The 19,672-nt window shown below is 66.1% G+C and carries 17 protein-coding genes and 1 tRNA gene; 11 read left to right on the forward strand and 7 right to left on the reverse strand.

The window, feature by feature from the left end; all coding sequences use genetic code 11:
• The first annotated feature begins 598 nt into the window (after positions 1 to 598).
• The 9 genes from U0C82_RS13870 (at position 599) to U0C82_RS13910 (ending at position 11,008) form a co-directional block, all read left to right on the forward strand.
• Positions 599 to 1,372 carry a FadR/GntR family transcriptional regulator gene (locus U0C82_RS13870; RefSeq protein WP_322187753.1) on the forward strand — a complete coding sequence of 258 codons (774 nt, stop codon included), beginning with the start codon at positions 599 to 601 and terminating at the stop codon, positions 1,370 to 1,372.
• A gap of 90 nt (positions 1,373 to 1,462) precedes the next feature.
• Positions 1,463 to 2,488, forward strand: a complete 1,026-nt coding sequence (gene chvE, locus U0C82_RS13875; RefSeq protein ID WP_322187842.1) for a multiple monosaccharide ABC transporter substrate-binding protein — start codon at positions 1,463 to 1,465, stop codon at positions 2,486 to 2,488.
• A gap of 95 nt (positions 2,489 to 2,583) precedes the next feature.
• Positions 2,584 to 4,116, forward strand: coding sequence for a multiple monosaccharide ABC transporter ATP-binding protein (gene mmsA / locus U0C82_RS13880; RefSeq protein ID WP_322187754.1), 1,533 nt, complete (start codon positions 2,584 to 2,586; stop codon positions 4,114 to 4,116).
• Positions 4,117 to 4,147: 31 nt separating this feature from the next.
• Positions 4,148 to 5,359, forward strand: coding sequence for a multiple monosaccharide ABC transporter permease (mmsB, locus tag U0C82_RS13885; protein ID WP_416186678.1), 1,212 nt, complete (start codon positions 4,148 to 4,150; stop codon positions 5,357 to 5,359).
• Positions 5,360 to 5,442: 83 nt separating this feature from the next.
• Positions 5,443 to 6,384: a Gfo/Idh/MocA family protein gene (locus U0C82_RS13890; RefSeq protein ID WP_322187755.1), complete on the forward strand. Its 942-nt coding sequence runs from the start codon at positions 5,443 to 5,445 to the stop codon at positions 6,382 to 6,384.
• Between the two features lie 85 nt (positions 6,385 to 6,469).
• Entirely contained in the window at positions 6,470 to 8,275 is a 1,806-nt protein-coding gene (locus tag U0C82_RS13895) for an IlvD/Edd family dehydratase (protein WP_322187756.1), read from the forward strand.
• A 1-nt stretch (position 8,276) separates the two neighbouring features.
• The gene (locus U0C82_RS13900) at positions 8,277 to 9,212 is read left to right on the forward strand and encodes a dihydrodipicolinate synthase family protein (protein ID WP_322187757.1); all 936 of its coding nucleotides are present in this window, start codon (positions 8,277 to 8,279) and stop codon (positions 9,210 to 9,212) included.
• Positions 9,213 to 9,292: 80 nt separating this feature from the next.
• On the forward strand, positions 9,293 to 10,807 hold the full coding sequence (locus tag U0C82_RS13905) for an aldehyde dehydrogenase (NADP(+)) (protein WP_322187758.1): 1,515 nt from the start codon (positions 9,293 to 9,295) through the stop codon (positions 10,805 to 10,807).
• Between the two features lie 124 nt (positions 10,808 to 10,931).
• Positions 10,932 to 11,008: transfer RNA gene (locus U0C82_RS13910), tRNA-Pro, on the forward strand.
• A 179-nt stretch (positions 11,009 to 11,187) separates the two neighbouring features.
• Here U0C82_RS13910 and U0C82_RS13915 read toward each other — a convergent pair.
• The 4 genes from U0C82_RS13915 to U0C82_RS13930 form a co-directional block, all read right to left on the reverse strand.
• Positions 11,188 to 11,610, reverse strand: coding sequence for a GlcG/HbpS family heme-binding protein (locus tag U0C82_RS13915; RefSeq protein WP_322187759.1), 423 nt, complete (start codon positions 11,608 to 11,610; stop codon positions 11,188 to 11,190).
• A 65-nt stretch (positions 11,611 to 11,675) separates the two neighbouring features.
• Positions 11,676 to 12,368 (reverse strand): hypothetical protein, encoded by a 693-nt coding sequence (locus U0C82_RS13920; protein ID WP_322187760.1) that lies wholly within the window; start codon positions 12,366 to 12,368, stop codon positions 11,676 to 11,678.
• A gap of 125 nt (positions 12,369 to 12,493) precedes the next feature.
• On the reverse strand, positions 12,494 to 16,012 hold the full coding sequence (gene mfd / locus U0C82_RS13925; RefSeq protein ID WP_322187761.1) for a transcription-repair coupling factor: 3,519 nt from the start codon (positions 16,010 to 16,012) through the stop codon (positions 12,494 to 12,496).
• Between the two features lie 361 nt (positions 16,013 to 16,373).
• Positions 16,374 to 16,694 (reverse strand): FAD assembly factor SdhE, encoded by a 321-nt coding sequence (locus U0C82_RS13930; RefSeq protein ID WP_322187762.1) that lies wholly within the window; start codon positions 16,692 to 16,694, stop codon positions 16,374 to 16,376.
• 217 nt (positions 16,695 to 16,911) lie between these two features.
• On the opposite strand from U0C82_RS13930, the gene rsmI reads away from it, so the two are divergent.
• Positions 16,912 to 17,811, forward strand: a complete 900-nt coding sequence (rsmI, locus tag U0C82_RS13935; RefSeq protein ID WP_322187763.1) for a 16S rRNA (cytidine(1402)-2'-O)-methyltransferase — start codon at positions 16,912 to 16,914, stop codon at positions 17,809 to 17,811.
• Positions 17,808 to 18,185, forward strand: coding sequence for a YraN family protein (locus tag U0C82_RS13940; protein WP_322187764.1), 378 nt, complete (start codon positions 17,808 to 17,810; stop codon positions 18,183 to 18,185). Before rsmI ends, U0C82_RS13940 begins: the two co-directional genes overlap by 4 nt.
• Positions 18,186 to 18,215: 30 nt before the next feature.
• Here U0C82_RS13940 and U0C82_RS13945 read toward each other — a convergent pair whose 3' ends face one another.
• The 3 genes from U0C82_RS13945 to msrB form a co-directional block, all read right to left on the reverse strand.
• On the reverse strand, positions 18,216 to 18,470 hold the full coding sequence (locus U0C82_RS13945) for a BQ00720 family protein (protein WP_322187765.1): 255 nt from the start codon (positions 18,468 to 18,470) through the stop codon (positions 18,216 to 18,218).
• 35 nt (positions 18,471 to 18,505) lie between these two features.
• Positions 18,506 to 18,937, reverse strand: a complete 432-nt coding sequence (locus U0C82_RS13950; protein ID WP_322187844.1) for an Hsp20 family protein — start codon at positions 18,935 to 18,937, stop codon at positions 18,506 to 18,508.
• A 192-nt stretch (positions 18,938 to 19,129) separates the two neighbouring features.
• The gene (gene msrB, locus U0C82_RS13955) at positions 19,130 to 19,633 is read right to left on the reverse strand and encodes a peptide-methionine (R)-S-oxide reductase MsrB (protein WP_322187766.1); all 504 of its coding nucleotides are present in this window, start codon (positions 19,631 to 19,633) and stop codon (positions 19,130 to 19,132) included.
• Positions 19,634 to 19,672: the final 39 nt, after the last annotated feature.

Here is a 19,672-nt window from a genome sequence, read left to right on the forward strand (position 1 = left end):
CGGGCACCCGCGCGGTGATTCAAGAAATATTATCATCTGCAAGTGATTCATGATCATACCTGTTTCTACCGAAGACGGCGCCCGCGATCATGGTTCCCCAACACTTCGTATTCCTGATTGGCCTGCCGGTCTTCGTGGGGGTCGCCTACGGGCTGACCGCCATCCTGAAGCGGCTCGTCGCCTGAGCCGTTCGGCTGCCGCGCGCCCGGATCCCGCCCCCGCCCACACCGCCATCCACGGATCCGCGGACACGGGTCCGCCACCGAATGCAGTCGGTCGGCCCTCCCTCCTCTTCTGTCCCCGTGCAGGCCCCGACCAGCCGGTCCACCGCCGGACCGGGCCGGCTTTCGGTCCCGCGCACAGTTTTCCGCTTATGTCACAAGACGAGCCTCCCGGACCCACGGTTCGCACGCGCTCCCGCGAACGCTACGCGCGGTCGTCGGACGGTTCGATCGCGATCACCGCCGCATGACGATTGCCGCGCGGGCGGCGTCCAATCATCATATCATTGAGTGGTATACCCCGAAAAACGGCTTGCGATCCGGTATGGGAACCTCTAATAGTATGACTATTGGACTTGAGTGGGAGGCTCAAATCGATGACGAGCCCGGCTCGCAAACCCGGACGAACACCTGAACTTGCCGGCGAATACGGTCGGCGCATCACGGCCGGACTGCTCAAGCCGGACGACAGCCTGCCGATCGAGGCCGAGCTGGCGGCCGAATGGCGCGTGTCGCGCACCGTCGTCCGCGAGGCCATGCGACTTCTGGCCGCCAAGGGCCTGCTCAAGGTCGGACCGAAGGTCGGCACCCGCGTGCTTCCGGCCGAGCACTGGAACATGCTCGATGCCGACGTCATGGCTTGGCATCTGATGGCGTCCGAGCCGCGCGAATTCGTCGAGGCGCTCTACGAGATGCGGCTGATCAACGAGCCGGCCGCCGCGCGCCGGGCCGCCCGCAACATCACCCATGTCGATCGCCAGCGCCTCGTCAGCGCGCTGGACGCCATGGGCCGGTTCGAGCGCGGGACGGACGAGCTGATCGCGGCTGATCTCGCCTTTCACCGGATCGTGCTGGAGGCCAGCGGCAATCCGATCCTCAGATCGCTGGGCGCGATGATCGAGAAGAGTCTGTCGATCTCCTTCTCGCTCTCCTGGCGCCAGAATCCACAGGCCGAAACGCTGCGGCAGCACAGGCGCGTCTGCGACGCGATCTGCGCGGGCGACGGCGAGGCCGCGGAACTCTTCATGCGGCGGCTCATCGAAAGCGCCTTCGAGGACGTGATGACGGCGCTCTACGCGCAAGGCGGCCCCCCATCACCTGCGCGCCGGGGAGACGATGCTCGCACGCAGGCAAAGAACGAAGCGGCCTGAACGGCCGCCTCGACGACTGAACACACCAAGGGAGGATATCTCATGAAACGACTGAAGACACTTGGCATCGCACTGGCCACCGCGGGCTTCATGGCCGCGCTGCCGATGGGCGCGACGGCGCAGGAAAAGGGCACCGTCGGCATCTCGATGCCCACGAAATCGTCCGCGCGCTGGATCGATGACGGCAACAACATGGTCAAGCAGTTCGAGGAAGCCGGCTTTGCCGCCGACCTGCAATATGCCGACGACGACATTCCGAACCAGCTCTCCCAGGTCGAGAACATGGTCACGAAGGGCGTCGACGCCCTCGTCATCGCCGCGATCGACGGCACGACCCTGTCCAACGTTCTGGCGAACGCGGCGGCCTCGGACATTCCGGTCATCGCCTACGACCGCCTGATCCGCGATTCCGGCGATGTCAGCTATTACGCGACCTTCGACAACTTCCAGGTCGGCGTCCTGCAGGGCCAGTCGATCGTCGACGGCCTGAAGGAGCGCTTCCCCGACGAGGAGACCTGGAACGTGGAACTCTTCGGCGGCTCGCCCGACGACAACAACGCGTACTTCTTCTACGATGGCGCGATGAGCGTGCTCCAGCCCCTGATCGACGAGGGCAAGATCGAGATCGTCTCCGGTCAGACCGGCATGGCGACGGTCGGCACGCTTCGCTGGGACGGCTCGGTCGCCCAGGCCCGCATGGACAATCTTCTGTCGGCGAACTACACCGACAAGCGGGTCCACGGTGTCCTCTCCCCCTATGACGGCCTTTCGATCGGCATCATCTCCTCGCTCAAGGGCGTGGGCTACGGGTCGGGCGACCAGACCATGCCGATCATCTCCGGCCAGGACGCGGAGGTCCAGTCGGTCAAGGCGATCGAGCGCGGCGACCAGTATTCGACGATCTTCAAGGACACCCGCGAACTCGCCAAGGTGACCGTCTCGATGGTCGAGGCCGTGCTGAACGGCAGCGAGCCCGAGATCAACGACACCGAAACCTACGACAACGGCGTCAAGGTCGTCCCGTCCTATCTGCTGAAGCCGGTTCTGGTGAAGAAGGACGACATCGGCTCGACCCTCGTCGAGAGCGGCTACTACACCGAAGACCAGCTCAAATAGGCAGACCGCAGAAGACCGGCGTGCGGGGGGCGGCACCGTCCCCCGCACGCCGGACGCCCGAACGCCGTTCCCATCCTTCACGCGAGATCATGTTCATGCAGCCCATTCTCGAAATGCGGGGCATCACCAAGACGTTTCCGGGCGTCAAGGCGCTCGACAACGTCAATCTCCGGGTCGCGGAGGGCGAGATCCACGCGCTCTGCGGGGAGAACGGCGCCGGCAAGTCGACCCTGATGAAGGTGCTCTCCGGAATCTATCCGCATGGCAGCTACGAGGGCGAGATCGCCTTTCGTGGCGAGGTCTGCCGCTTTTCGGGCATTCGCGATTCCGAAAACCTCGGCATCATCATCATCCACCAGGAACTGGCGCTCATCCCGCTCCTGTCGATCGCCGAGAACATCTTTCTGGGCAACGAACGCGCCTCGAAGGGCATCATCGACTGGAAGAAGACCTTCGAGCGGACCGGCGAACTCCTGAAGCGCGTCGGCCTGAAGGAAAGCCCCCAGGAACTCGTCACCAATCTCGGCCTCGGCAAGCAGCAGCTCGTGGAGATCGCCAAGGCCCTGTCGAAGGAGGTGAAACTCCTCATTCTCGACGAGCCGACCTCGTCGCTCAACGAGACGGATTCGCAGGCGCTCCTGGAACTGCTCCTGGAATTCAAGCAACGCGGCATCGCCTCGATCATGATCAGCCACAAGCTGAACGAGATCGCCAGGATCGCCGATTCCATCACCGTCCTGCGCGACGGCTCGGCCGTCTCGACCCTCGACTGCAGCGACGGCCAGGTCTCCGAAGACGATATCATCCGGGACATGGTGGGGCGCTCGCTCGACGATCGCTACCCGCCCCGGCACCCGAAGATCGGCGAGACGATCTTCGAGGTGCGCAACTGGACTTCGACGCATCCGCTGCACGCCAGCCGCAAGGTGGTCGACGATGTTTCGTTCGCGGTGAGGAGCGGAGAGGTCGTCGGCATTGCCGGGCTGATGGGCGCGGGCCGCACCGAACTGGCCATGAGCGTCTTCGGGCGCTCCTACGGCAACTATGTCTCGGGCGAGGTGCTGCTGCGCGGCAGACCGGTCGACACGTCCACCGTCGGCCGGGCGATCGCGGCCGGCATCTGCTACGTCACGGAAGACCGCAAGGGCTACGGTCTCGTCCTCGACGAAACCATTCGCCGCAACGTGCCGCTCGCCAACCTGCCGGGCATTTCCAACGGCATCGTGATCGACGAGCGCAAGGAGGCACGGATCGCGAACGAGTATCGCGACCGCCTGCGCATCAAGAGTTCGTCGATCGCACAGGAAACCGTCAACCTGTCCGGCGGCAACCAGCAGAAGGTCGTGCTCGCCAAATGGCTGTTCGCGGGGCCCGAGGTGCTGATCCTCGACGAGCCGACCCGCGGCATCGACGTCGGCGCGAAATACGAAATCTATTCGATCATCGGCGAGCTTGCCGCCCAGGGCAAGGCGGTGGTCGTCATCTCGTCGGAAATGCCGGAACTTCTGGGCATCTCCGACCGGATCTACGTGATGAACGAGGGGCGCTTCGTCGGCGAGATGGCGACGCGCGAGGCCTCACAGGAAAAGATCATGGCGGCCATCATACGGTCGTCGGGCCGGGCTTGACGCCCCGCCGGCCCTTCAGGGAGGAACCGACATGTCCCAGCAATTGACCACCGAGGCCGCGGTCGGCGCGTCCGCAGACAAGGCCAGCCCCTGGTCCTTCCTGCGCCGCCACATGCGCGAATACGGTATTCTCATCGCGCTCGTCGTGATCATGGCGTTCTTCCAGGTCGCCACCGACGGCATCCTGATGAAGCCGATCAACCTGACGAACCTCGTCCTGCAGAACAGCTACATCATCATCATGGCGCTCGGCATGCTGCTCGTCATCGTGTCCGGCCATATCGACCTGTCGGTGGGCTCGGTCCTCGGCTTCGTCGGCGCGCTCGCCGCCGTGATGATCGTCCAGTGGGACATGAACTTCGTCGTCGCCAGCATCATCTGCCTCTGCGTCGGCGGGATCATCGGCGCGGCACAGGGCTACTGGATCGCCTACTGGAAGATCCCGAGCTTCATCGTCACGCTCGCCGGCATGCTGGTCTTCAAGGGCCTGACGCTGTGGCTCCTCGCCGGCCAGTCCGTCGGCCCGTTCCCGGCCAACTTCCAGCTTCTGTCCTCCGGCTTCCTGCCCGACGTCATCGACGTGCGCGGCTTCCACCTCGTCTCCTTCGTCATCGGCGCGGGCGTCGCCGCCCTGATCCTCGGTATGGCGCTGAAGCACCGGTTCCAATCGCGCGCCGGCGGCCACGACGACGAGCCGTTCGGCTTCTTCCTCGCCAAGACCATCCTCATCTCGGTCGCGATCCTCTATCTCACCTGGCTGCTCGCGACTTTCCGGGGCTATCCCAACGTCCTCATTGTGATGGCGGTGCTCATCGCGATCTATTCCTTCGTCACCTCCCGGACCACCATCGGACGGCGGATCTACGCGATCGGCGGCAACGAGAAGGCGGCAAAGCTCTCCGGCATCAACACCGAGCGCCTGACCTTCCTCACCTTCGCCAACATGGGCATGCTGGCCGCCCTTGCGGGCCTCGTCTTTGCCGCCCGTCTCAACACGGCGACGCCGAAGGCGGGCCTTGCCTTCGAGCTCGACGTGATCGCGGCGGTGTTCATCGGCGGCGCCTCGATGGCCGGCGGCGTCGGCACCATCGTCGGCGCCGTGATCGGCGCCTTCATCATGGGCGTGATGAACAACGGCATGTCGATCCTCGGCATCGGCATCGACTATCAGCAGGTGATCAAGGGCCTCGTGCTCCTGCTTGCCGTCATCTTCGACGTGGTCAACCGCTCGAAGGCGACCTGACGCGAGCGAACGACCTTCGACCCGCGGCCGACGACGTTCGTCGGCCGCAGAACCCATGAACGTGAAGCGAAGAAATGCAGACCATGTCCCCTCTCCGCCTCGGCCTCGTCGGCGTCGGCAAGATCGCCCGCGACCAGCATGTTCCCTCGATCGAGGCGACGAGCGGCATCACCCTGACGGCCGCGGCCAGCCGGTCCGCGACGATCGAGGGCGCGGCGAACTTCGCCTCGCTCATCGACATGCTGGAGGGCGCCCGGATCGACGCGGTCGCCCTGTGCACGCCGCCCCAGGTCCGCCATGCGCTGGCGCTCCAGGCGCTGCGGGCCGGAAAGCACGTGCTGCTCGAGAAGCCACCGGGCGCGACCCTGAGCGAGATGGACGATCTGGTCGCCGCCGCGCGCGACGCCGGCGTCACGCTGTTTGCCACCTGGCATTCGCGCTTTGCGCCCGCCGTCGAACCGGCACGCGACTATCTGAAGGACAAGCGCGTGCTGCGCGCGGTCATCACATGGAAGGAGGACGTGCGGCGCTGGCATCCGGGACAGGACTGGATCTGGGAGCCCGGCGGGCTCGGCGTCTTCGATCCCGGCATCAACGCCCTGTCGATCGCGACGCGCATACTTCCCAAGCCGTTCTTCCTCACCGGCGGCACCCTCGAGACGCCGGAAAACCGGCAGGCGCCCATCGCCGCAAGGCTCTCCTTCACCGATGCGGACGGGCTCGATCTCTTCGCCGATTTCGACTGGCGGCAGGAAGGTCCGCAGACCTGGGACATCGAAGTGGAACTGTCCGGTGGCCACGGGCTGAAACTGTCCGGCGGGGGCAAGACCTTGCACATCGACGGCGAAAAGCGCATCGACGCGCCGGACGCGGAATATCGCGGCATCTACCGGCATTTCGTCGACCTTGTCGCGAGCGGCCGGAGCGATGTCGACGTCTCGCCGCTGCGCCACGTCGCCGATGCCTTCATGCTCGGCCGGCGCGAAACCGTCGCAGCCTTTCACGACGAGACGGCCGCGCATTGAGCGCGCCTGCCCCATCGACCACACCCGAAGAGCGGATGCCCGTCGCCCGTTCTTTCTTCACGTGACAATCACCAGGAGGTTCCCCATGTCCGAGATCACGACCACCAAGGCCAGGCAGCTCCGCTCGCGCGCATGGTTCGACAATCCGGACAATCCGGACATGACCGCGCTCTATCTGGAACGCTATCTCAACTACGGCATCAGCCAGGAAGAGCTGCAGTCCGGCAAGCCGATCATCGGCATCGCACAGACCGGCTCGGACCTTTCGCCGTGCAACCGTCACCATCTGGAACTGGCCAAGCGCGTGCGCGACGGTATCGTCGAGGCCGGCGGCATTCCAATGGAGTTTCCGGTCCATCCGATCCAGGAGACCGGCAAGCGCCCGACCGCGGCGCTCGACCGCAACCTTGCCTATCTCGGCCTGGTCGAACTTCTCTACGGCTATCCGCTGGACGGCGTGGTGCTGACGATCGGCTGCGACAAGACCACGCCCGCCTGCCTGATGGCCGCGGCCACCGTCAACATCCCGGCGATCGCCCTCTCCGTCGGGCCCATGCTGAACGGCTGGTTCCGCGGCGAGCGCACCGGCTCGGGCACGATCGTGTGGAAGGCGCGCGAGATGATGGCGGCCGGCGAGATCGACTATGCCGGCTTCATCAAGCTCGTCGCCTCGTCGGCGCCCTCCACGGGCTATTGCAACACGATGGGCACCGCGACGACCATGAACTCGCTCGCCGAGGCCCTCGGCATGCAGCTTCCCGGCGCCGCCGCGATCCCCGCACCCTACCGCGATCGCCAGGAATGCGCCTGGAAGACCGGCAAGCGCATCGTCGACATGGTCCACGAGGACCTGAAGCCCACCGACATCATGACGCGACAGGCCTTCGAGAACGCGATCCGCGTCAATTCCGCCATCGGCGGCTCGACCAACGCACCGATCCATCTCAACGCCATCGCCCGGCATCTGGGCGTCGAACTCGACATCAACGACTGGCAGGATCTGGGCGAGGACATTCCGCTGCTCGTCAACCTCCAGCCGGCCGGGGAATATCTCGGCGAGGACTATTATCACGCCGGCGGCGTTCCGGCCGTCGTCAACCAGTTGATGGGTCAGGGTCTCATCCACGAGGACGCGATCACCGCCAACGGCCGGTCGATCGGCGAGAACTGCCGCAACGCGGCCATCGAGGACGGCAACGTCATCAAGACATTCGACGCGCCGCTGCGCCAGCGCGCCGGATTCCGCGTGCTGACGGGCAATCTCTTCAACTCCGCGATCATGAAGCTTTCGGTCATCTCCGAGGAATTCAAGAACCGGTACCTGCAGAACCCGGACGATCCGATGGCCTTCGAGGGGAACGCCGTCGTCTTCGACGGCCCCGAGGACTACCATCACCGCATCGACGACCCCTCGCTCGCCATCGACGAACACTCGGTGCTCTTCATGCGCGGCACCGGACCGATCGGCTATCCGGGCGCGGCAGAGGTCGTGAACATGCGCGCGCCGGACTATCTGATCAAGCGCGGCGTCACCTCGCTCGCCTGCATCGGCGACGGTCGCCAGTCCGGCACGTCGGGCAGCCCGTCCATTCTCAATGCCTCGCCGGAAGCGGCCGCCGGCGGCGGTCTCGCACTCCTGAAGACCGGCGACAGGGTTCGCATCGATCTCGGCCGGGGCACGGCCGACATCCTGATCCCGCAGGAAGAGCTCGAGGAACGCCGTGCACGGCTCGAGGCCGACGGCGGCTTCCCCTACCCCGCCCACCAGACCCCGTGGCAGGAGATCCAGCGCGGCCTCGTCGGCCAGATGGAGACCGGGGCCTGCCTCGACATGGCGACGGCCTATCGCGCCGTCGCCCAGACCAAAGGCATTCCGAGGGACAATCACTGACATGGCTCTGTCGCTTTCCGCAGTCCGCCCGTTCCGGGGCGTCTATCCCGTGGCTCCGACGATCTTTCACGAGGACGGGGCACCCGACATCGAGGGCCAGAAGCGCGCGCTCGACTTCATGATCGACGCCGGCTCGACCGGCATCTGCATCCTGGCGAACTTCTCCGAACAGTTTCTCCTGTCGGACGCGGAGCGCGACGAGCAGATGCGGCTCTGCCTCGATCATGTCGCGGGCCGCGTGCCGGTGATCGTCACGATCAGCCACTTCTCGACCGACATTACGGTGGCGCGGGCGAAAGCCGCCGAGGCCGGGGGCGCCGCCATGGTCATGGTCATGCCGCCCTATCACGGCGCCACGATGCGGGTCGGCGAAGGCCAGATCATGGCCTTCTTCCAGGCCCTGTCCGACGCGATCTCGATCCCGATCATGATCCAGGACGCGCCGATCTCCGGAACGCCCCTGCCGCCCTCGCTTCTGGCGCGCATGGCTGGCGAGATCGAGAACGTCGCCTATTTCAAGATCGAGACGGCGGGTGCGGCCTCCAAGCTGCGGGACCTGATCGCGCTCGGCGGCGCCGCGATCGAAGGCCCGTGGGACGGCGAGGAGGCGATCACGCTGATGGCGGATCTCGATGCCGGCGCGACCGGCGCCATGACCGGTGCGGGCTTTCCCGACGGCATCCGCCAGATCATCGATCCGTTCTTTGCCGGCGATCGGGACGGCGCGGTCCGGGCCTATGCCCGCTGGCTGCCCTTGATCAACTACGAGAACCGGCAGACGAGCTTCGCCACCGCCAAGATCCTCATGAAGGAAGGCGGCATCATCGCGAGCGATGCGGTCCGCCGGCCGATCGCGCCGGCTCACCCGGCGACCCGCGCGGGCCTCGTGGAACTGGCGCGCACGCTCGATCCGCTCGTTTTGCGCTGGGGCGCCTGAGCCCCCCGCAAAGCCCCGGACAGGCCTCCCTGCGGGAGGCTTGCCCGCATATTTCGTCACAACAGAACTGGAAGACCCTCATGACACTCGACCTCAAGGCCAAGCATCTGATCGCCGGCGAATGGGTCGGCTCCAGCGAGAGCTTCGAATCCTCCCCGCTCGACGCTGCCCCGCGCACCTTCGCCGCCGGCACGCCCGAACTCGTGGACCGGGCGGCCGAGGCCGCCGAGGACGCGTTCTGGACCTATGCCTATCTGTCCCGCGAGGCCCGCGCCGCCTTCCTCGACACGATCGCCGACGAAATCGAGGCGCGCGGCGAGGCGATCACGCAGATCGGCACCGAGGAGAGCGGGCTGCCGGCCGGCCGGCTTCAGGGCGAGCGCGGCCGCACCACGGGCCAGCTCAGGCTCTTTGCCAAGCACATTCGCGAGGGCGCCTATCTCGACAAGCGCCACGATGCGGCGATGCCGGACCGCGAGCCCGCCCCGCGTCCCGAACTCAAGATGATCCAGCGGCCGGTCGGCCCCGTCGCGGTCTTCGGCGCGTCGAACTTCCCGCTCGCCTTCTCGACGGCCGGCGGCGACACCGCGGCCGCGCTCGCGGCCGGCTGCCCGGTCGTTGTCAAGGGTCACGAAGCCCATCCCGGCACCGCGGAGATCGTCGCCGACGCCATCCATGCCGCGATCCGGGCGCACGATCTGCATCCCGGCGTCTTCTCGCTGGTGCAGGGCGGCAGCCGCGCGGTCGGCGAGCGCCTCGTCACCCATCCGCTGATCAAGGCCGTCGGCTTCACCGGTTCGCTCGGCGCAGGCCGCGCGCTCTTCGACCTTTGCGCCCAGCGCCCCGAACCGATCCCGTTCTTCGGCGAACTCGGCTCCACCAATCCGGTCTTCGCCATGCCGGAGGCCCTCAAGGCCCGCGGCGAGGCGCTCGGCAAGGGCTGGACCGGATCGCTCACCATGGGCGCCGGCCAGTTCTGCACCAATCCGGGCATCGTGATCGCGATCGACGGGCCGGAGGTCGACGGTTTCGTTTCGGCCGCCGTCGAGGCCGCGAAGGCGAGCGACAGCCAGGCCATGCTCACCGACGGCATCGCCGCCGCCTATCGCAAGGGCGCAGAGCGCGTTTCCGGCACCAGCGGCGTCACCGCCCTGACCGGCAAGGCCGACGACAGCCGGCACGCCTCGCCCTACATCTTCGAGACGACGGGCGAGGTCTTCGAGAAGGATGAGAGTCTCGGCGAGGAAGTCTTCGGTCCGCTCGGCATCGTGGTGCGGGTCGAGAATGCCGAGGCGATGCAGCGGATCGCCCGGAAGCTGCACGGCCAGCTGACGGTCACCCTGCAGATGGACGAGGGCGACGCCGAGGCGGTCAAACCGCTGATTCCGATCCTGGAGCGCAAGGCCGGCCGTCTGCTCGCCAACGGCTTTCCGACGGGCGTCGAGGTCGCGGAAGCCATGGTCCATGGCGGACCCTATCCGGCGACCACCAATTTCGGCGCGACCTCGGTCGGCACCCTTTCCATCAGGCGCTTCCTGCGCCCGGTCTGCTACCAGAACCTGCCCGCGTCGGTTCTGCCCGAAGACCTGCGCTGACCGGTTCTTCCGAGCGGAAACCCGATCCCGCCGCCGCGGGATCGGGCACGGTCCGCTCGTTCATGCAATCAACGCTCCGATTGGGCTTGCGTGACATCGCCGAACCGATTATCTCTCGCCCCGACGGAGCGTAGCGCAGCCTGGTAGCGCACTTGGATGGGGTCCAAGGGGTCGGAGGTTCGAATCCTCTCGCTCCGACCATTTTCTTCCAGAAAGCACCGAGAACGACGCGCCTTCGGGCGCCCGGCCTGTGGCGTTCGGCATTCATCCTGCGCCAGCGGCCGACACCGTCTCGCACGAGCCGCCCTTGCAGGTGCGCCTGCGCCGCCGGGCCTCCGGTACCGTCCGGCCGCTTCGGCCGGACGGTGCGCGGCCTTTTCTCAGACCGCGTCCGCACCGATCGCGGCAAGCCCGGCGCGTCCGACCTCCAGATCCTGGTCGCCGGTGCCCGAACCCACGCCGATTCCGCCCACGACCTCGCCGTCGAACTTGATCGGAAGGCCGCCCGGCAACCCGGTGACGCTTAGCTGCGTCGCCATTTCCAGATGCGGCCGCATGGCCGCCGGCACGTCGCCGGACGCCCCGCGGTTCGATGCGGCCGTCCGCGCCTTCGTCGCCGCGCTCTTGCGGCTGAGGAACTTCGCGCCCGTCATCCGCACCTCGGCGACGACTTCGCCGGACGCATCGACGACGACGATGCATTGCGGCTGGCCGATCTCGTCGGCCTTGTCGATGGCGGCCGACAGCATCGCCATCGCCCCCTGATGGGTGAGAATCCGGGCCTGTCTCGTATAGTTCGTCAAAGCGATTCCTCCGCCAAATGCTAGGTGTTTGTGAGCAGATGGAACAGGGAGGGCGTGCGGCAAATCTAATTCGGCTGGACCGCGGTTCCGTTCGCACCAGCCGCCACCGATGCCGTCAGCGCGCGCTCGAGCCGGCCTTCGAGATCGATCGTCCTGCTGATATAGGGCACGATCCGCCCTTCGATGGTGCAATCAGTGCCCACCAGTCGGCCGTCCGCGTCGAGCGCACCGGCGCACAGCGCCGTCCCCGGCAGGCGCAGCTTGTCGGCTGTCAGACCGAGAAAGTCGAGGATCACGCCGTTGGACGAAGGCTGGCAGCCGATCCCGATCGTCGCCTCGAAGGTTCCGCCATTCTCGATGAATGTCGAGACGGTGTGCGCGTTCTGGTTCCAGCGCAGATTGGGATCGATCGGCAGGTAGCTCGGAATCGCGACGCCGAACAGGCTCGTGACATCGTTGAGATCGAGGGAAAGCGGCGCGCAGACGTCGGAGGCGTTGAGCCGCGTGGCAAGCTCTTCGGCGGTGAAGTTCGCCTTCGGGCCGTCTGCCGGAGCCTGCGCCGGCGCTGCGGTTGTAGCGGGGGCCGAACCGGTCGCCGGAGCTGCCGGTGTCGTCGCCGGCGCCGGTTTTGCCGCCGCGTCGGCGGCCGCACCGGCCGCGTCTTCCGCCGGGATCCGGGCCGTCTGCGCCAGGGACGGATGGGCTGCGCCGCTTAAAAAGGCCATCGTCGAAATCGCCAGAACCGTGATCGTCCGCATCAAACTCGTTCCTTTCGCCGCAAGGGGCGCTCGTCCGTTTCGTGTCCGCTCGTACCGCAGCTTTATGCCGGCGCGTGTGACCGCAGGCTGAACGATGCCCGAAGGCATCCGCCGGATCGCCGCGGTCAGGCCGCCTTCTTCTGCGCGTCGTCCACCATTCTGGCCAACTGGCTGGCAATGGTCGCGGTTCCATTGAGGCGCTTTTCGGGCGTCGCCCAGTCCCGGATGAGGACGATCGACTGGTCCGGCCTGATCTTGGCCGAAGAGCCCTGCTCGGAGATATAGCGGATGAGCGCTGCGGGATTGGCGAAGTTCTTCTCCCGGAACTGGACGACCAGCCCCTTCGGACCGGCATCCAGCTTCTCGATATTGGCCTTGCGGCACATGGCCTTGATCACCATCACCTTCAGCAGATGCTCGACCTCGTCCGGCATCGGTCCGAACCGGTCGATCAGCTCCGCGCCGAAGGCGTCGATCTCGCGAATGTCGAGAAGCTCGGCGAGCCTGCGATAGAGCGTCATGCGCAGCTGCAGATCGGGCACGTAGCCTTCCGGAATCATCACGGCCGTTCCGATCGCGATCTGCGGCGACCAGGTCCCGCTCGCCTCGCTCGCCTCGCCCTTCATTTCGGCGACCGCCTCTTCCAGCATCTGCTGATAGAGCTCGTAGCCGACTTCCTTCACATGGCCGGACTGCTCGTCCCCCAGGAGATTGCCGGCGCCGCGCTGGTCGAGATCGTGGGTGGCGAGCTGGAAGCCCGCGCCCAGCGTGTCCAGCGACTGCAGGACCTTCAGCCGGCGGTCCGCCCCCTTGGTCGGCGTCTTGTTGGCGGGGATCGTCATCAGCGCATAGGCGCGCAGCTTGGAGCGCCCGACGCGGCCGCGGATCTGGTAGAGCTGCGACAGGCCGAACATGTCGGCCCGGTGCACGATCATCGTGTTGGCGCGCGGCACGTCGAGGCCGGATTCGACGATGGTCGTCGACAGGAGAACGTCGTACTGGCCTTCGTAGAAGGCGTTCATGATGTCGTCGAGTTCGGTCGCCGCCATCTGTCCATGGGCGACGGCGACTTTCAATTCGGGCACCTGGGCGTCGAGAAACGCCTTCACCCCGGCAATGTCGGAGACGCGCGGGCAGACATAGAAGCTCTGGCCGCCGCGATAGCGCTCGCGCAGCAGCGTCTCGCGCACCACCAGCGCGTCGAACGGCACGACAAAGGTGCGCACCGCCATGCGGTCGACCGGCGGCGTGGTGATCAGCGAAAGCTCGCGCACGCCGGTCAGCGCCAGCTGCAGCGTGCGGGGGATCGGCGTCGCGGACAGGGTCAGGACGTGAACGTCCGATTTCAACTCCTTCAGCCGCTCCTTGTGCTTGACGCCGAAATGCTGCTCCTCGTCGATGATCAGGAGGCCGAGATTCTTGAAGTCGACGCCCTTGCCGAGAAGCGCATGGGTACCGACGACGATATCCACAGTCCCCTCCGTCACGCCCTTCTTCGTCGCCGCCAGCTCCTTGCCGGTGACGAGGCGGGAGGCCTGCGCGACATTCAGGGGCAGGCCCCGGAAACGCTCGGAAAACGTCTTGAAATGCTGGCGCGCGAGCAGCGTCGTCGGCACGACGACGGCCACCTGCAGGCCGTTCATCGCCGCCACGAACGCGGCCCGCAACGCGACCTCGGTCTTGCCGAAGCCGACATCGCCGCAGATCAGCCGGTCCATCGGGCGCCCGGCGGCCAGATCGTCCACCACCGCGTCGATGGCGTTCGCCTGGTCTTCGGTCTCTTCGTAGGGGAAGCGCGCCGCGAACTCGTCGAACAGGCCGTCCGGCGGCAGCAGCCTGGGCGCGCCGCGCATGGCGCGGGCCGCCGCGATCCGGATCAGCCCGTCCGCCATGTCGAGAAGGCGCTTCTTCAGCTTGGCCTTACGCGCCTGCCAGGCGCCGCCGCCGAGCCGGTCGAGATTGGCCTCCATCCCCTCGCCGCCATAGCGCGACAGGAGCTCGATGTTCTCGACGGGCAGGAACAACCGGTCGTCATTGGCGTAGCGCAGTTCCAGGCAATCGTGCGGCGCGCCCGCCGCCTCGATCTGGCGAAGACCCACGAAGCGCCCGATGCCATGGTCCACGTGAACGACGATATCGCCCTCGTCGAGACCGGAGACCTCGGAGATGAAATCGGAGCCGCGCCGCTTGCGCCTGGACTTGCGCACCAGCCGGTCGCCGAGAATATCCTGCTCGCCGACGACCACCATGTCGGGCGTCGCGAAGCCGGCTTCGAGGCCGACGACGGCGGTGACGACGAAGTTCTTCGGCGCCTCGCGCACCTGCTTGAAGCTTGCGACCGGCTTGATCTGGCCGAGCCCGTGCTCTTCCAGCACCTGGGTCAGCCGGTCGCGCGAGCCTTCCGTCCAGGCCGCCACGACGACGCGCAGGCCCTTGGCCCGCTCGTTCGAGATATGGTCCACCGCCGCGCGAAAGACGTTGGCATCCTCGCTCTGGCGCTCGGCGGCGAAGTTGCGCCCGCGCGTGACCTCCAGATTGTACGTTTCGCGAAGGCTGGTCTCGGCCGCCGCATAGGCCGACAGGCGGATCGGGTCGGCGATCGCCAGCGCCCCGTCGAGTTCGTCCTTCGTCAGGTACAACTCGCCCGGATCCACCGGATTGTAGACGACGCTCTCCGCGTTCTTTGCGGCCGCCTCGCCGCTGGTGCGCTTGCGCGCCTCGTAATGGTCCTCGATCGTCGTGCGGCGCTCGCCGACGCTTTCGAGCGTCAGATGGTCGAGGACGATGGGAAAGCCCGCGCAATAGTCGAACAGCGTATCGAGCGTCTCGTAGAAGAACGGCAGCCAGTGTTCCATGCCGGCGAAGCGCTTGCCCTCGGAGATCGAGGCATAGAGCGCGTCGCCCCGCTCGGCCGCGCCGAAGCGCTTCACGTAATTGGTGCGGAACCGGCTGATCGTCTCCTTCGTCAGGGACACTTCGGAGACGGGCGCGAGTTCGAAGCTCTTGCGCTGTTCGGTGGTGCGCTGGCTTGCCGGGTCGAAGGCACGGATGGTCTCCAGCGTATCGCCGAAGAAGTCGAGCCGCACCGGCTCGTCCTCGCCCGGCGCGAACAGGTCGAGAATGCCGCCGCGCACGGCGAACTCGCCGCGATCGCGCACGGTCGCCACCCGCTCGAACCCGCCGCGCACCAGCGCCTCGACGATATCGTCCATCTTGATGCGGCCGCCGGCTTCCGCCTTGACGGCCTCCTTCGCCAGGACGTCGGCCGGTGGCATCTTCTGGAGCAGCGCGTTCGCGCTCGTCAGCACCAGCGCCCGGTGCGGGTTCCGGCGCAGCGCGTTGAGCGCGGCCATGGCCGACAGGCGGCGGGCCGCAGCTTCCCCGGAGGGGCCGACGCGGTCGTAGGGCAGGCAGTCCCAGGCCGGCAGCGTCAGAACGGGAAGGTCGGGCTGCACGAAGCGAAGCGCTTCTTCCAGCTCCGCCATGCGGCTGCCATCGCGCATGATGTAGACGACGGGCGTCTTGCCGCCGCGCTCGCGCGCGATGTCGGCGAGCAGGAACGCCTCGTAGCCGTCGAGCACATTGCCGATTTCGATCCCGCCGCCCTTCTTGAGCGCGCGCTTCAGTTTGTCGGAAAGGCTCATGGATCTCGGTCTTCGTCGCAAAACTTCGGGTTGATCGACATGCAATGGCCCTTCGAGGCAAGCCATTCAAGGAAAAATGCCACGGCGGGCCTCATCCGGCGACAAAGGGTCCGGACCGAAACGCTTCGGCTTCCAGCATCTGGCGTCTATCCGGACACACGATTGTCTGCCCTCGCCACCTGTCCGGTTTCACGCTTCGGTCTGTCCGAACATCGGTTTCGATTTTCGGGCCGCGGCGCGGAATGTTTCGCAAGGCGGAGCGATCCGGTCGCACGGGGATGAACGGCCCGGCCTTGAAAAAGAGCGACGGGGCGTGGCCATAGCGGCCCCGCCGAACCGGCACGCTGACCCCCTCGGACCCTCAGGCGCCCTTTTCCGCCGAACTCAGCGCGTCGATGTCGAAGCGCGTGTAGAACGCCTTGATGCGCCGGAACACGGTCGTATCGTAATTGCCCGGCACCTCACGCTCGCCGGACACCCATTTGAAGATGTCGGGATCGGGCGCGAGCATCAGCTCCTCGTAGATCTGCATCTCCTCGTCCGAGAGCGAGGCGATCTCGGCATCGGCAAAGCGCCCGAAGACCAGATCCATCTCCCTTGTACCCCGGTGCCAGGAGCGGAACAGCGCCTTCTTGCGCCGCACATCGAGATCGGAAGACGAGCGTTGGCTGCCGGTTTTCATCGTGTCGGGGACCTTTCGTTGCACAGATCCTATAGCGAAAAAGCACCCGCGCGTCAGCCGCGACGTTTCGTTGCTCGACAGCGTTCGGTCGCCCGCGCACAGGCGTTGGTGATGCCGACCGTTCCGACCCGTTCGAAACGGTCGGCATAAGGTGCCGCTCATCCTCGGGCGCAGGCGGGTTAGCGTCCGTCCCGCGAACCGTGTATGCCGGGCGGCGATGACGAACGAGATCCACTCCCGCACCTATGTGCTGAATGGCACGACCCGCGAGGCGCCGCGTGCCGAGCGCGGGCTCTATCTCGTGGCGACGCCGATCGGCCATCTGGGCGACATCACGCTGCGGGCGCTCGATCTGATCGCGGGGGCCGATGTGCTGGCCTGCGAGGATACGCGGGTCACCGGCAAGCTGCTCTCGCGCTTCCAGATCAAGCGGCGCATGACGCCCTATCACGATCATTCGTCGGACGAGACCGCTGCAAGCCTCGTCGAGACGGTGCAGGCCGGCAGATCGGTCGCCATCGTGTCGGATGCGGGAACGCCGCTTGTGTCCGATCCGGGATACCGCCTCGTGCGCGCCGCGATCGAGGCCGATGTTCCGATCTTCGCCATTCCCGGCGCCTCGGCCATCCTCACCGCGCTTGCCGTTTCCGGCCTGCCGTCGGACGCGTTCTTCTTTGCCGGCTTCCTTCCATCGAAGGAAAAGGCGCGCCTCGATCGGATCGCGGCGCTGACGCGGGTTCCCGGCACGCTGGTGATCTACGAGGCGCCGCACCGGATTGCTCAAAGCCTTGCGGCGATGGCCGAAGGGCTGGGCGACCGGGAGGCCGCCGTCTGCCGCGAACTCACGAAGATGCACGAGACCGTCTATCGCGGCACGCTGACGCGGCTTGCGCAGGATTTTTGCGCGATGGATCAGGTCAAGGGCGAGATCGTGGTCTGCATCGCCCCGCCGCCGCAGGAGGCAGCGCCGGCCGAGCAGGATGTGGATGCGATTCTCGCCGGCCTTCTGGCCGAGATGAAGCCGACGCAAGCCGCGCGCGAAGCCGCCAGGCTCACCGGCCTCAACCGTCGCGACCTCTACCAGCGCGCGCTCGCCCTCAAGGATGGGCAGGCATGAGCAGGGAGGCGGAGAAAGCGGAGCGCCGCGCGCGGTTTCGGCGCGGTCACCTGTCGGAATATTACGCCGCCTTCGCCCTGATGTTGAAGGGCTACCGGATCGTCGCGCGGCGCTACAGGGTGACGGGCGGGGAAATCGATCTCATCGCCCGGCGCGGCGACCTCGTCGCCATCGTCGAAGTGAAGGCGCGCACGAGCCTTGCGGCTGCGATGGATGCGGTGGGGCCGATGGCCCGGCGCCGGATCGAAAACGCCGCCGACCACTGGCTGCGTACCCAGCGCGATCACGCGGCGATCAGCCTGCGCTTCGACATCGTGGCGGTGCTGCCGCGAAAGTGGCCGATGCATGTCCCAAATGCTTGGACGGCCCGATAGAGCGGGCCGTCCGGCGTTTCATGGGGCGAATCAGTGGATGCTGACCGTCTCCAGCATGTTTTCGCTGGCGCTCGTGATGATCGAGCCGGGATCGTCGGAGACCGCCAGCGGCGTTCCATCGGCGCCGAACAGCGCCCACAGGTCGAGGCCCGGCTGGATCTGGTTGGCGACGGGAAAGCGCCGGATCATCTCGTCGGACGACATGCGGCGCATATAGGCGATGTTGCCCTCGCCGATCGATGCGAGTTCGGTCGTGGAAATGGTGTCGATTGTCATGTCAGTCATAGTCGTCTCCTCGTGAGGCAAACGGAAATGTCGGCTTATTCTTCCACCGCGATTTCAATCCGTCTGACGATCTTTTCCGGTTCCGGCTTTGCCAGATCGATGGACAAAAGGCCGTTTTTCAGTTGGGCACCGATGATTTCCATGCCGTCGGCCAGAAGAAAGCCTTTTTGGAACTGCCGTGCGGCTATTCCCCGATGAAGGTAGACCCGTTCGCCGTCCTCGGCCTGACGGCCACGGATGATGAGCTGGTTTTCTTCCGTCACGACTTCCAGATCCTCCGGGCGGAAGCCCGCGACCGCGAGCGTAATCCGGATCATCTGAACGTAGGCTGAAGCCTTCGAGGCCTCGATGCGTTCGATGTTGTAGGGCGGATAACCGTCGCCGCCCTTCGCGAACCGTTCGAGGGTCCGCTCGATTCCGTCGAATCCGAGAAGCAACGGGCTGGAAAATACAGTGGTTCGGCTCATGGTGCGGGTTTCAGATCCTTCGTGAAGCGACCTCGACGCAGGCAGCCCCCAAGGCACCGCTGCCGTCCCACCCGATATGGGGCTCGACATGCCTCGCTTCAATGAGAGCCGGCGCACCCTTCATGCGCAAAACGCCGCGTTCCAGGCGGAACGCGGCGTTCGCGACGGCTTCACGGATAGAATGCGTGTCCGTCAGCCTACGCTGGTCGCGCCGGGCACGAAATTCAGCGCGACGCCATTGAGGCAGTGACGCTTTCCCGTGGGCTTCGGACCATCGTTGAAAATATGACCGAGATGACCGCCGCAGCTTGCGCAGTGAACCTCCGTGCGCGGATAGATCAGCTTGTAGTCGGTTGCGGTGCCGACGGCGCTTTCGCTGAGCGGAGCGTAGAAGCTCGGCCAGCCGGTGCCGGAATCGAACTTCGTCCGCGACGAATAGACCGGATTGTCGCACCCCGCGCATGCATAGATGCCGGCCTTCTCGTTCTTGTTGAGTGGGCTGGAGAACGGCGCTTCGGTCGCCTCTTCACGCAGCACCGAGAACTGGGCCGGCGTCAGGCGCTCGCGCCATTCCTCCGTCGACAGGGACACCGGAAATTCGCCCTCGGCGCTTTCCGCGTTTCCACGCATGAAGAGCCCGAACGTGGCGGCGCCGACAAGAGCCGTGGCCGATGCGAGGAAGGTTCGTCGTGGCATGGACATCACTCGTCTCCGTTTCATGCCACCCCGCCGGCC

Origin of the sequence: Fulvimarina uroteuthidis (assembly GCF_034321785.1) — a bacterium.
Lineage (GTDB): Bacteria > Pseudomonadota > Alphaproteobacteria > Rhizobiales > Rhizobiaceae > Fulvimarina > Fulvimarina uroteuthidis.

Bases quoted from the DNA above. Each gene is read 5' to 3' on its own strand.
- U0C82_RS13870 (WP_322187753.1), top strand. From the start codon at position 599: ATGACGAGCCCGGCTCGCAAACCCGGACGAACACCTGAACTTGCCGGC.
- mmsA (WP_322187754.1), top strand. From the start codon at position 2,584: ATGCAGCCCATTCTCGAAATGCGGGGCATCACCAAGACGTTTCCGGGC.
- U0C82_RS13920 (WP_322187760.1), bottom strand. From the start codon at position 12,368: ATGCGGACGATCACGGTTCTGGCGATTTCGACGATGGCCTTTTTAAGC.
- mmsB (WP_416186678.1), top strand. From the start codon at position 4,148: ATGTCCCAGCAATTGACCACCGAGGCCGCGGTCGGCGCGTCCGCAGAC.
- rsmI (WP_322187763.1), top strand. From the start codon at position 16,912: ATGACGAACGAGATCCACTCCCGCACCTATGTGCTGAATGGCACGACC.
- U0C82_RS13940 (WP_322187764.1), top strand. From the start codon at position 17,808: ATGAGCAGGGAGGCGGAGAAAGCGGAGCGCCGCGCGCGGTTTCGGCGC.
- U0C82_RS13900 (WP_322187757.1), top strand. From the start codon at position 8,277: ATGGCTCTGTCGCTTTCCGCAGTCCGCCCGTTCCGGGGCGTCTATCCC.
- mfd (WP_322187761.1), bottom strand. From the start codon at position 16,012: ATGAGCCTTTCCGACAAACTGAAGCGCGCGCTCAAGAAGGGCGGCGGG.
- msrB (WP_322187766.1), bottom strand. From the start codon at position 19,633: ATGCCACGACGAACCTTCCTCGCATCGGCCACGGCTCTTGTCGGCGCC.
- U0C82_RS13890 (WP_322187755.1), top strand. From the start codon at position 5,443: ATGTCCCCTCTCCGCCTCGGCCTCGTCGGCGTCGGCAAGATCGCCCGC.
- U0C82_RS13930 (WP_322187762.1), bottom strand. From the start codon at position 16,694: ATGAAAACCGGCAGCCAACGCTCGTCTTCCGATCTCGATGTGCGGCGC.
- U0C82_RS13895 (WP_322187756.1), top strand. From the start codon at position 6,470: ATGTCCGAGATCACGACCACCAAGGCCAGGCAGCTCCGCTCGCGCGCA.
- chvE (WP_322187842.1), top strand. From the start codon at position 1,463: ATGGCCGCGCTGCCGATGGGCGCGACGGCGCAGGAAAAGGGCACCGTC.
- U0C82_RS13905 (WP_322187758.1), top strand. From the start codon at position 9,293: ATGACACTCGACCTCAAGGCCAAGCATCTGATCGCCGGCGAATGGGTC.
- U0C82_RS13945 (WP_322187765.1), bottom strand. From the start codon at position 18,470: ATGACTGACATGACAATCGACACCATTTCCACGACCGAACTCGCATCG.
- U0C82_RS13950 (WP_322187844.1), bottom strand. From the start codon at position 18,937: ATGAGCCGAACCACTGTATTTTCCAGCCCGTTGCTTCTCGGATTCGAC.